The 12,231-nt window shown below is 56.8% G+C and carries 7 protein-coding genes; 3 read left to right on the top strand and 4 right to left on the bottom strand.

Annotated elements, in window-relative coordinates; translation table 11 throughout:
• Window positions 1-2 precede the first annotated feature (2 nt).
• Window positions 3-938: an alpha/beta fold hydrolase gene (locus tag ACFPMF_RS07215; RefSeq protein ID WP_379842687.1), complete on the bottom strand. Its 936-nt coding sequence runs from the start codon at window positions 936-938 to the stop codon at window positions 3-5.
• A gap of 149 nt (window positions 939-1,087) precedes the next feature.
• Here ACFPMF_RS07215 and ACFPMF_RS07210 point away from each other — a divergent pair, with 149 nt between their 5' ends.
• Window positions 1,088-1,294: a hypothetical protein gene (locus tag ACFPMF_RS07210; RefSeq protein ID WP_379842685.1), complete on the top strand. Its 207-nt coding sequence runs from the start codon at window positions 1,088-1,090 to the stop codon at window positions 1,292-1,294.
• Here the strand turns inward: ACFPMF_RS07210 and ACFPMF_RS07205 are convergent.
• The 3 genes from ACFPMF_RS07205 to ACFPMF_RS07195 all read right to left on the bottom strand — a co-directional run bounded on the left by ACFPMF_RS07205 (window position 1,283) and on the right by ACFPMF_RS07195 (window position 6,152).
• The gene (locus ACFPMF_RS07205; protein ID WP_379842682.1) at window positions 1,283-5,077 is read right to left on the bottom strand and encodes a family 78 glycoside hydrolase catalytic domain; all 3,795 of its coding nucleotides are present in this window, start codon (window positions 5,075-5,077) and stop codon (window positions 1,283-1,285) included. The two genes, ACFPMF_RS07210 and ACFPMF_RS07205, sit on opposite strands and share 12 nt — an antisense overlap.
• 66 nt (window positions 5,078-5,143) lie before the next feature.
• Complete coding sequence (locus tag ACFPMF_RS07200) at window positions 5,144-5,914, bottom strand: alpha-L-rhamnosidase N-terminal domain-containing protein (protein ID WP_465262183.1); 771 nt, start codon at window positions 5,912-5,914, stop codon at window positions 5,144-5,146.
• A 10-nt stretch (window positions 5,915-5,924) separates the two neighbouring features.
• A complete protein-coding gene (locus tag ACFPMF_RS07195; protein ID WP_379842677.1) occupies window positions 5,925-6,152 on the bottom strand; it encodes a glycoside hydrolase family 78 protein in 228 nt (75 codons plus the stop codon).
• 493 nt (window positions 6,153-6,645) lie between these two features.
• On the opposite strand from ACFPMF_RS07195, the gene ACFPMF_RS07190 reads away from it, so the two are divergent.
• Both ACFPMF_RS07190 and ACFPMF_RS07185 read left to right on the top strand, forming a co-directional pair.
• A complete protein-coding gene (locus ACFPMF_RS07190) occupies window positions 6,646-8,502 on the top strand; it encodes a CHAT domain-containing protein (RefSeq protein ID WP_379842675.1) in 1,857 nt (618 codons plus the stop codon).
• A 3-nt stretch (window positions 8,503-8,505) separates the two neighbouring features.
• Window positions 8,506-12,162: an NACHT and WD repeat domain-containing protein gene (locus ACFPMF_RS07185; protein WP_379842672.1), complete on the top strand. Its 3,657-nt coding sequence runs from the start codon at window positions 8,506-8,508 to the stop codon at window positions 12,160-12,162.
• Window positions 12,163-12,231 lie beyond the last annotated feature (69 nt).

The following is a 12,231-nucleotide window of genomic DNA, read 5'->3' as shown; positions in this document are numbered from 1 at the left end:
GATCAATGGGTGGTGGTCAGGTACTCCGGCGTCGGACTATTCCGGGGGTTCACGGAATGAGCGTACGTATTCAGAATGTTGACAATAATTTCCGTCATGTATTCCCGCTTGTTGAAAACGATGTCGTGGCGGTTTTCGGGCAGCAAAAATTCCTTGGAATTGGCATTGACCAGGTGCGTGCGGCCAAAAGCCACGTTGGTCGGATAAACCAGCTCGTCGCGTTGACCGTGTAAAAACGTTACGGCGGCTTTGATTTTGGGCCAGTCGGGCAGGATTTCCGTCAGGGCACGGTGGTGGGCCAGCTTCTCGTCGTTGGCCAGACGCAGCAAGGGTGGGATGAGCCAGCGCAAAGGCGGCCGGTCGATCCAGTAACTAATCGGATACGTGTGCTCCAGCCCCGGCCCCAGGGCCGAAGAGACAAACACCACGTGGTCGACCAGATTCGGATTGTTCATGGCAATTCGGGCCGAAACCGAGCCGCCGTACGACGAGCCGACGATCATGAAAAACCGGGCTTTGCGATACCGGTCGATCAGCGGCTGGAGCAAGCGGGCCTGTTTGACAATCGAGGTTTCGACCCGGCCGTAGTCCGAATATCCGTAACCGGGCCGGTCCACCGCCACCAGCCGGGCCCGGCGGAGGAGGGTCGTATCCTTAAAAAACTTGGAAAAAAACGACGAAGAACTGGGAGCGCCGTGCACGAACAGCACCACCGGCAGCGTATCCTGACCCGGTTCGTCGGTTTCCATGTAGCGAATGGTCCGATCATTTACCCTGTATCGATGCACCACCGGACGAACCGGCGCGTCACGAAAATCTTCGGCAATTTCTTCGTCGCTATCCCGCGACTCAACCCAATGGGCTGCAACAAGCAACCCGGTGGCGACGACAACAATAACAACAATAGCCCAGCGGAGGATGCGCAAAAACAACTTCATACTGGTGATAACGACAAACGCCGGGCCGGGGTTTTGCCAGAACGGGATTCAAGCCGAATTGGAGGCATAAAAAACCGGAAAACGGCTGGAAATCAAAACCGGGTAAACAATCCGAAACGCCTGCGGTTAGACTGAAAACGCTCAGAACGATGAACCTACAACCAGAAACCGAGGAAGAAAGACACCAGGATGCGATTGGTCAGGAAACAAAACCCGAATGGCTGAATCCCCCCGATGCGCCCAGGGAAGATAAAGACGATTCGCTGGAACCCGACGAAGGCACCGATGGCGATAATACCGAACCCGGAACCGGCGTATCGATCGGGTACGCCGGTTCCCACGCTTCAGCGGTGTAAAAGCACCCGCCCACTCTGCGTTTGCTGGTCGGTTCGGAGGTGGATAAAGTGCAGGCCGTCCGCGCCCTGGCTGAGGTCGAGGGTTTCTTCCTGCGGCTGGCCTGTTCCCCAGATTTCCCGTTGCCGGAGGGTACGCCCGACCAGATCGGTGACGCTTAAGCGGGCTTTTTGGTTTTTGGCCAGCCGGAAACGAACGGTTACGCGGCCATTCGTTGGATTGGGTGTCAGTGAGAATTGGGCCGTCAGGTCGTCAGCCGGCGATGCGCCTACGCGTTGCTGTCCGGGAGCGCAGGTTACGGTTTTCGGCGACCACATCAGCACATAACTGTTGCCCAGCACCCGGCTCCAGATCGTTCGCGGTTGATTGTTTTTCAGGCTGGCCGGAACATTGAACTGATATCCGTGGGCCCCGTTCCCTTTCCCGGCGTTCAGCAAATCCTGCCGGAAAATATGGGCCGAAGTCGTGCCGACCGATTGAGCCGTCGCCAGGGTGGGGCCTTCCAGAAACTCGATGGTTACGGCCGCATTGGGCTGATTCCGGTCCCAGACCCAGCCGGAGAAAATGCCGCAGTTGACAACATCCAGAAATCCTTCATAATTACCAGCAATACCGATCGTCAATGAGAGCGAAAGGGTGGTTTTCGCGCCTTTGTTATCGGTGGCCGAATAGGTTAGGGTGTGGGTGCCGGCGGCCGTCGGTGTTCCGCTCAACACCCGGTTTCCGGCAGTAAAGCTCAGTCCGCTCGGAAGACCGCTCAGGGTGTGGGTCAACGGTCCGTTTTCGGGATCGGAGAAGGGGGGTAGGGTCGTGGAGAAGGCTTGTCCGATGGTGGCCGACAGGGGTAGAGTCGCCGGGGCCGTGGGCGGCTGGTTGACCGGCTCCGGATTGGATACCGTAATTGCAACCGGTGCCGGAACGGTTACTTTGCCATCGCTGGCGGCATACGTAAGGGTGAAGGAACCGGCCTGAGTGGGCGTTCCGCTTAAAACCCGGTTTAAGGTATTGAAGGACAAACCGGGAACCTCGCCGGTTATCGTGTAGGTCAAGGGATCAGCATCGGTGAAAACCGCCAGCGTGGTCGAGAAGGGCTGGCCGGTTGTTGCGGTCAGGGAAGTCATCGCCGGGGCCACCGGCGGCTGGTTGACAACCGGCGGTTCCGCTACGGTCAGGCTGATCACAATCGGAACCGAAACCGTACCGTCATGGGCCGCATACGTGAGGCTAAAGGTACCAGTGGTGGTTGGCGTACCGCTCAGAATGCGGGTATCGATGTTAAAATTTAATCCCGATACCGAACCGGTCAGGCTGTAAGTCAGTAGATCACTGGTATCCGGATCGGTAAAAACCGGCAGGGTGGTGGCGAAGGATTCACCGGAAATGGCAGTCAGCGAAGCGACTGCCGGGGCCACCGGCGGCTGGTTAACCGGCGCTGGCGTTCCCACACAGGTGAGGGTTTTCGGCGACCATTTCAGGACGAAGAGACCGTCGGCCCGTCCCCAGATGGTGTGCGTTTGGTTGTCCTTAATGCGCTCCGGTACCTTGAAACGATACCCGTGGGCACCGTTCCCTTTCCCGGCATTTTTCAGGTCCTGCCGGTAAATATCGGCCGAAGTCGTGCCGATCAGGCTGGCGGTTTCAAGGGTGGGGCCTGCCAGAAAGTCAACGGGAATGGCCAGATTGGGTTTGTCGCGGTTCCAGGCCCAACCCGTAATGCTGTCGCAGCGTACCTGGTCCAGGTAACCATCGTAAACACTCAGGTTATGGGTGATCACCACCGTCATGACCGCCGTGGTGGAAGCGCCCCCGGTATCGGTTCCGCGCACCACAAGCGGGTACGAGCCGGCCTGGGTAGGCGTACCACTCAGCACGCGGGTGGACGGATTGAAACTCAGACCGGCAATCGTGCCGCTGAGGGCATGCGCGACGGGGCTGCCTTCGGGGTCCGTAAAGGCCGGAATGGTGTAGGTATAGGCTTTGTTGACCAGGCCGGAAGGCGGGCTAAAACCGGGTGCGAGGGGCGGGCGGTTTCCGTAGGCCGTTGGCGTCGAAAGAAATTCGTAGGAACCTGATGCCACCTGAAAAAGGGCCCGTCCGTCTTCCATCCGCAGAAAGGTGACTCCAGTAGCTTCCTCGGCGGGTTGGTTGCTTTCCAGCACGGAGGCCAGGTTGTCCGCCGGAATTGCGACCAGTGCCGTCGTATTCCCCGGGATGGTCACGTTCCAGCGAAACTGCTGATTCTTAACCGCCCAATTGCTGGTGATGGGGCCATAGGCCGAAACGAAGGTCGAACTGAGGGTGTTCAGGTTGCCAACAGGGGTCGGTTTCATCACAATGGATTTAAAACCGGCCTCACCGGATTTGATACCCGCCAGATTTTCGTACAACCAGATGGGCATATCGCCCAGCAGCATCACGTGGTTGCCGGAGTTCATGAACGATGGGGCTTTGTTGCCGTTCCACAATTCCCAGGTGGTGGTGGCCCCGTTCTGGACCATGTACCCCCAGCTCGGATAGCCGGTGTTGGTCGCAATCCGGTACGCCAGATCGGCTCGTCCATGATCGGTTAACGTCCGCATCAGCCACTGGGTACCCACAACACCCGTGCTCAGGTGTCCGTTGTATTTCCCTTCGATGACGCTGGTGATCTGGCTAAAAACCGCATCCCGGCGGTCGTCGGGAACCAGCTCGCAAGCCAGGGCTACCAGGTTGGCGGTTACGGTATTATTGCTGTACTGGTTGGTGGCGGTATTGAGAAAACGCTGGTTGAAAGCTGATCGGACCAAAGCCGCCCGGCTGTTGAAAGCTGCCCGATCGGACTCGTTGCCGGTCAGGGTCGCAAACCGTTCCATCAGCTTCAGAACGTAGTGGTAATACGCCGTATTCAGCAGCTTCCCGTCGGTTTTTCGGGCAGGATCCTCCGATTTGGTCATTGTCATCGATTCCGGAGGAAGCGCCCAATCGGCGTATTCGTCTTCTTCCTGAATGTAATTGGTGCTGTATTTTTCAAGGGACGTTACCCATTTTTTCATGGATGCATAATGCTTCCGAATGGGTTCGTCTTCGCCGAACTGTTCGTACAACATATTTGCAATCAGGACGTAAGCCGACGGCCAGGTAACGCTCGGTGTCAGGTATTTCCAGTAAGAGGGAACAATGTCCGGGAGGCTGCCGTCCGGTTTCTGGGCACTTTCGATATCGTCCAGCCATTTGGCATACAGGCTCTGATTGCCGAACATGAAACTCTCTCCGGTCGAAACCATGGTCCGATCTCCGAGCCAGCCATGCCGTTCGTCGCGCTGCGGGCAGTCCGTCGGCATGCCCCGGTAATTACCCCGAACCGACCAGACCGCGTTGTGGTAGATCCGGTTTAGCAAGTCGTTGGAGGTTGTCAGCGAACCGGTCTGGGGCAAATCGTCGTGTACAATGCGGCCTTCCAGCGTCTGCGTTGTTGGCGTACCGGGAAAACCGGTTATTTCTACGTAGCGAAAGCCATGATAGGTAAACCGGGGTTCCCAGGTTTCTTCACTGCCGCCTTTCAGGGTATAGATGTCCTTGTTTTCAGCCGTGCGCAGGTTATCCGTAAGCAGCGAACCGTCGCTCTTGAGGTTTTCGGCGAACCGCAGGGTCACCTGGGTTCCGCGTGGTCCCTGCACCTTCAGCCGGGCCCAGCCCACGATGTTCTGGCCCAGGTCGAAAATGTATCTGCCCGCTTCCAGTTGCCGGACCGAAACCGGTGTCAGCGTCTGGGTGACCCGGATGGGGGGATTGGTTTGCGACTCCACGCGACTGGCCGGGGCACTCACCACCTGAGCCGGGAGCCAGCCGGATTCATCATAACCGGTTTTGTCTCAGTTGGTTAATTCGCGGGTGGCATCGTATTCTTCACCGTCGTATTCGTTATTAGTCCGGATGGGGCCATCGGCGGTCACTTTCCAGGTGTTGTCACTGACAATGCGTTCGGTGGTGCCGTCGGTATAGGTTACTTCGATCTGTAGCCGCATTTTCGGATAGCCGTAATGGGTCGTGGCCGGCACCTTCGGCTGGCCCACACGGACGGCAAAATACCGGCCATTGCCGAGCGTTACGCCAAAGGCATTGTTCCCGGTTTGCAGGTAATTTGTGACATCGTAGGTGTTGTACAGCACCCGTTTATCAAACTCCGTGGGGCCGGGAGCCAGCACGGCATCGCCCACTTTCTGCCCATTCAGCGATAATTCGTACAAACCGACCCCACTGATGTAAACCGTTGCCTGTTTAACCGTTTTCGAAAGACTGGCTTCTTTGCGGAAATACCGGGCTGATAACCGGGTGTTTACGGCTCGGGGTGCATCCCAGGCAAAGGCCTGTTCCAGCCCGATCCACTGCGCCGACCAGTCCGACGACTGGAGCAATCCCATCGTCCACCGGGCGGGTTCGCTCCAGCCCGATTCGGCGCCGTCCTTGCTCTTTACTTTCACTTTCCAGTAACAAACCTGGCGACTGGTCAGCGCCGGTCCGCCGTACGGAACCCACTGCGACCGGTCGCTGGTGACTTCCCCCGAATGCCACAGATCGCCCTGGTTCTGATTCAGTTTGTCGAGGGAGGAGGCCACCAGAACCTGGTAGGTATCCTGTTTCAGATTGCGCTGATTACTGGTCAGAACCCACCCTGCTCGAAGATGACGCCAAAATGCTCATTGAATCCTGTTTCAGATTGCGCTGATTACTGGTCAGAACCCAGCCTAACCGGGGCGTCGTCTTCGTAATCCCATCGGGATTGGTCAGATTTTCCGTGTGAAGATCACGAATCGTAATGCTTCGTTGCGCCAGCGAGGAAAAGGAAAGGCAGAGTGTTAAGCCGTAAAGAATCCAAGTCATAAGGGATCGGTTTGAGGTCGTAGCTGCGATTGAACAGGTAGGGGATAGGTCAGTAACGTGCCCTCTCAACTGGTGACGTTAGGATGGCTGGAATAATAATCAGACAAAGGGCTAAAAAGTTGATCCGTAAGGAGTTGCCGCAATAGTTATTCCAAATTCGGACGCCTGTCGGCAAGAAACCGAAAAATGACCGGAGAAGGCGTACTGGAAAGCGGTTTTTGATCCAAAAAACACAATTATATGCCGAAAAATAAATATACGAAATAAGGCAATCGTTGAGCGAAAAAAAGCGTGGGCGGTTATTTCTGCGTCTAAATTATCAGACGGTCAAAAAGAGGGATTTTCGGTTGGTAAACGGCTGGTTTTGAATCTATCCCTGAATTACCTACCTTCCAATTTCCGGAAACGGTTTCGGGCTTTGGTTTTATGCCGGTCTGGCCGGATTCGGCGCTATTCGCTCCCGATGGTGAGCCGCGCGTAGATGTAACCACCGATGGATACCCTGCTTTTTTGTTTTGCCAACGACCGTGATCATCCACTGCCATCCCTGCGTGACGAAGATGACGGCATCGACCGGTTGCTGGATTTACGGAGTAGTAAAGGTCATTTTCAGAAGGTCCGCGAATCGTTTGCTACGACCGATTCCGTGGCCGGTAAATTACTGACCTACCAGAATACGCTCAGTCTGTTTCATTTCAGCGGGCATGCGGGCCGTACGGTTTTGCAACTGGAAGACACGGTTGCCCGCGGAGCCGGGATGGCCCAACTGCTCGGCCGCTGCCCGAATCTGCGTCTGATTTTTCTGAACGGTTGTTCGACCTTGGAGCATATCCGTCTGCTGGCCGCCCAGAACGTTCGTGCCGCCATCATTGCCACCAGCACTCCCATTGAAGATAAGGCCGCATCGGCCTTTGCGCTTACGTTTTACCGGGCGCTGGTCAATCAGCATTCGGTGGAAGAAGCCCTGGAAATGGCCCGGCTGACGTTGCAGGTGAGCGAAGCGACCCGCATTCAGGTGATAGACCGCGCGATGGTTGACCTGGAAGCGGAAGAAGTCAGCCGGAACCTCTGGTATTTTCACCGGGCTTCCGACGAGATGGCCCGCTGGGAACTGCCGACCGCTGCCGAACCGACCGTCGCGGACTACAAGCCCAATACCCTGCTGCGGAATGCGCTGTTCAATGCCCTCCACAAAGTTGAACCCGGTTTACGGGAGAAATTCCTGCAGATCAGCAAGCAGGCCCCCGAGTCGCAGATTCTCTGGATCAACGATGCCATTCTGAGCCGCTTGCCGTACCCGCTTGCGGAACCCCTTCGTCGCTTATTTACCCCCCCCTTCACCCCCGAAGGCAAAAAACTGCCGATTCCGGCCACCCGTGAACGGCTGCTGAACTACAGTTCCTTGTTTGAATCGACGGTTGATTTACTGGTCATTACGATGCTGGCGCAGGTGTTCGACCGGCTGATTCAGTGCCGGAAGGAGGGAATCGATCCCAGGTTGTCGGCGGATACGCTGGCCTTGCTGCAACGCCTGCTGACCGAGGGATGGGCGAACCGGGCAGGCAGCCAGCTGGAGCAGGTCCTGAGAAGTCTGAATCAGTTTCTGGTCGGGAGTAACAGTTCGCTTTTTATTCCTGAAATGCAGGAACTGGCCCACCAATTCAGCGAACACGAGGCTTTTTACGAATGCGTGCTGTTTTTTGAGGACTTGCGTCGGCGGCTCAACGATCCGGCGGGCGTTCCCAACATTCCGTCGCTCTGCCAGGTTGGGGAAGATCAACTCGCCGAATTGTGTAAACGGCTGGGATTCTGGGCGAACTACCAACTCGAGTCGTACAAGAACATCCGGGTCGTGCGGTTTTTTTACCGGCCGGAAGAGTACAAACACGAAAAGGCGGTTTTGCGAACCACCCAGAATCCGTACGAAGACAAATCGTTTCAGGAAATTAACCTGTCGCATCCCTGGGCGTCGCAGTCGGTTTTGCTGGTCAGGGTACAGCGGGAAAGCCAGGTGCCGGAAACGGCTGATTTTCTGAATCTTTCGCCCCTGTTGATCGATCGAAACGTCTACATCAAAAGCAACGTCTTCGACCCCTACAGTTTTCATTCCGCACCAGTTGGAACCCTACAGTTCAAGCACATCGCCCGCCCCGAAGATGCACTGCTGAGTGTGCCGTTCAAACCCAATGAAACCGAACTGTTGCAGCAGCAGGACTTCACCGCCCTGCGGGAGCAGTTTAGGACGGTGCGATCACTCCTGTCGCTGCCGGACCCACTGGCCACCGCCGAAACCGAATTAAGGATCGAAAATACCGATACCAACATTGATCTGCTCTCTCTGTCTGATTAAACCATGATCGCCCAACCACCCGTCAGCAGTCCGTTTAAATTTCTTGACGCCTACACCGCCGCCGACCAAAGCCGGTTTTTCGGACGGAGTGCGGAACAGAAGCGATTGGTCGAACTCCTGTTCCGGTCGCGGCTGGTGCTGGTCTACGGGCCGTCGGGCACCGGGAAAACCAGCCTGGTGCAGTGTGGTTTGGCGCAGGCTATTCCGGCGTCTGACTATTTTGCAATTCCGATCCGTCGCCGGGGTGATTTGCGGCAAACGCTGGTAACGACCCTGACCAACATCCTGGAGGAAACCGCCCGGACCGAACCCATCGAACTCATTGTGGACTGCATTCGCTACACCCTTCGTCCAGTATACCTGATTTTCGACCAACTGGAGGAGTTGTTCATCAGCGGGTCGCCCGAGGAGCAGAACTGGCTGGCCGGTTTTCTGAAAACCGTCGCGCAGTCGTCGCTGGCCTGTAAAATCATTCTGGTGATTCGGGAAGACTTTCTGGCGTATCTCTACGGGTATGAAGACGCTTTACCCGGTTTGTTCGACTTTCGAATGCGGGTCGAACCGATGAGCGGGCGGAATTTGCAGGAAGTCATTATCGGGACGTTTAGCCAGATTGAAGACGTTCGGCTGGTGGATGAACCCAAAACCGTCGGGCTGATTATTGAAAATAACCGGAGTTCGACCAATACCTTTCAGTTGCCGTATTTGCAGGTATACCTCGACCGGTTGTGGCGGCTGGAAAACGAAAAAGCCCCGGAGCCGCCAGTCTGGATTACCCCGGAACTGGTGGAAGAAGTGGGCCGGATCGACGACGTGCTGGAGGTTTTTCTGGCGGAACAGAAGAAATTCATCACCGATCAGCTTCAACCGGATGAACAACCGGCGGTGGCCCGGGTGCTCGAAACCTTTGTGACCTACGAAGGCACCCGCCGGGAACACCGGCTGGGGTCGCTCGAAGAAGCAACCCGGCTGCCGGTTGCGCTGCTCGTCCGGATTCTGACGGAACTGGAGCGAACCCGGCTGGTCCGGCGGGAAGACGATACCTACGAACTGGCCCACGACAGCCTGGCCCGGGTGATCGACAAAGGGCGTTCGGCGGAACAGCGGCAGATCAATGAAATTATTCGGCAACTCAAAGACGCGTACCGGGAATACACCGAGAAAGGGCAGGCCGAGGATTTGCTGCTTTCGTTGCGCCGGCTGTCGGAAATTCAGTTGCACGAAAAAGCCGTCCGGGAAGAGCTGAACCGCAGCCTGAACCCGGCCGAGAGCCGGGCCAACTGGCAGTTTATCGAGGCTAGCCGGGCGTTTCATGAGCGCGAACAACGGCGCGAACTGGAAGAACAGCGGCAGAAAAATGCCCGGCTGAAACGCACGGTAGCGTTCGTGTCGGTTTTGCTGGCGGTGGCCCTGGGGGCGGTCTGGCTGGCGGTCAGCCAGTGGGACAAAACCAACCGGACCCGTATTGTTTTGCAGGCCGACCAGATGGACCCCCTGCAGGCGCTGGTGACGGTGGCCCTGGCCTATGAACAGGACCCGAACGACCTGAACCGGAAAGCCCTTTTCGAGCATTTTTATAACCACCGGCTTTATGCGTCCAAAATAGAACTGGACAGCACAACGATTCGGACAGTGGGTTTTTCCAACGATGGACGCCACATTCTGCTGGTGGCCGAAGACAACGGCGTTTATCGGTGGAACCCGGACCAGCCGGAGCCACCCCAAAAAGAATTTTATATTCCCGGGCGGTATTTATGGGTGGAGCTGTCCGATGACCAGCGGCATGTGGTTGCGCTGGTAGAACCGGGCAAGTTGTATTTTGGCGATCTGGAAACCCGGCAGATTAAACAGATTGGTACGGATTCGACCATCACTACGGTTTCGATTTCGCCGGACGGCCAATCCGTTCTGACGACGAACGAGGAAGGGCGCGTGGCAATCTGGAATGCGGCTGGCAGCAAGTCCGAACGACTGGAGGCTCTTTCACCCGTTGCGCTGGCCGGTTTTTCCCCCGATGGGCGTCTGTTGCTGACGGTTCCGGCCGGAGTGGAGAAAAAAATTACGATCTGGGACCAGCGCGGTAAAACGCAGCTGGACTCGCTGATGATGCCCGATGCGGTTCTGGCCGCCGAAATGAGTCCGGATGGCTCCATTCTGATCATTGCCACAAAAAACGGTCGGGTGTTTCGCTGGGATCGGAACACCCGGATTTTGCATCCCTTGCAGCTTCTGAACAAGAATTTTCTTTTTCCGGAAATGACCATTTCCAACGATGGGAAACGCATGGCCGCCGGCGTGGGAAAAGTGATCTATTGGTGGGATGCCACCGGAAAGCTGGTGGATACGATGGCCTATGAGCGCCGGATCAGGACGGTTGAACTGGCCCCGGATGGCCAGACAACCCTGGTATTGGTCGATATGGATGTCGAACTCTGGGATTCCCACAACCATTTTAAGGGGAAACTGTCGCATTCGGCTGCGGTTTCGTCGGCGGTTTTTTCGCCCGATGGCAAAGCCATTCTGACCCATACGGAGGACGGCAGAGGGTTTCTCTGGAAACTGGAGGACGAACGACTGGTGGAGCTGATCCACCCGGAAACGATCCGGGATTTCGACGTTTCGCCGGACGAAACATGGATGGCAACCCTCACGGATGCGAGTCGGGTATTGGTCTGGGACCGGGCTGGAAAACCGGTCGACTCCTTGAACGCTCCCCCCAATCTAAGTCGAATTCTGGTGGCCGATGGGGCACGCACGATCTTCCTGAGCGACTGGAAGCGGGCCGTGTCGGCCTGGGACCGGACGAACCGGAGGCTGGTGACGCTGGCGGGCGAATTCATGGCTTTTTCGGCGGATCGTCGAACCTTGCTGACCCGAACGGAAACCGGGGGCGGGATTTTCTGGGATGCCAACGGTCGGCGCATGGACAGTCTGCCAATTCATCTTACGGAGAAACGGGCCTTTTTATCGGACGATGGAAACGGCGTTCTGCTGTTCTCGCGGGATGGCCTGGTGTCGTTCTGGAGCCGGAAAGACCGAAAGGAAATCGAACTGCCGGGAAAACAGGCGGCAGCCGCTCTGGGGCCGGATGGAGCATCGATCATCGGTCTGACGGCGGGGGCCAACGACGTGTTGTCAGTCTGGAGCCAGCAGGGCCAGCCCGTGGCCTCCTATCCGTTAAAAACCGGTCGGTTATCCGAAGGATACCGCCTGTCGGCTTTTGGCGTTTCTCCCTCGGGCGATCAGGTTCTCATGGTGCAGGGCGGAGAAAACCAGGTGTTTGTCTGGAGCCGGAAAACCGGCACATTCCGTTTGCTCAATCACAATCGGCCCGTTGAACGGGCCGAGTTTGCGCCGGATGGTTCGTTCATCACCACCCTGCAATCCGAAGGGCAATCCATCTGGTGGAGCCCGGATGGGCAACGGTTGCTGGAGTGGATCGGGCCGGTTGGAAAGTACGCCGTCCTGAAGGATGGGTCGGCCTACTGCACCGTTCAGGGGAACCGGGTATCGATCTATCCGGGACCGAACGCCATTCTTGCGTGGCTGAACCGGCACATTCCGGCGGCCAGGCGTCGGCGTATTCTGGCCGAGGTGCGGCAGGAGTACGGCTTGCAAACGTCATTCTGGGAAGCGATCTGGCACCCTTTCCGGGAATAAGGAGCGAAACCGGCCCGTAATTGAAAAACTCTTTGTATCCGAAGGCGCGATTATGTACCTTAATTCACG

Source organism: Larkinella bovis, assembly GCF_042655385.1.
Lineage (GTDB): Bacteria > Bacteroidota > Bacteroidia > Cytophagales > Spirosomataceae > Larkinella > Larkinella bovis.
Note: the sequence above shows the minus strand (reverse complement) of the source record. Positions and strands in the feature narration are given on the sequence as shown.

Bases quoted from the DNA above. Each gene is read 5' to 3' on its own strand.
- ACFPMF_RS07215 (WP_379842687.1), bottom strand. From the start codon at position 938: ATGAAGTTGTTTTTGCGCATCCTCCGCTGGGCTATTGTTGTTATTGTT.
- ACFPMF_RS07210 (WP_379842685.1), top strand. From the start codon at position 1,088: ATGAACCTACAACCAGAAACCGAGGAAGAAAGACACCAGGATGCGATT.
- ACFPMF_RS07195 (WP_379842677.1), bottom strand. From the start codon at position 6,152: ATGACTTGGATTCTTTACGGCTTAACACTCTGCCTTTCCTTTTCCTCG.
- ACFPMF_RS07190 (WP_379842675.1), top strand. From the start codon at position 6,646: ATGGATACCCTGCTTTTTTGTTTTGCCAACGACCGTGATCATCCACTG.
- ACFPMF_RS07185 (WP_379842672.1), top strand. From the start codon at position 8,506: ATGATCGCCCAACCACCCGTCAGCAGTCCGTTTAAATTTCTTGACGCC.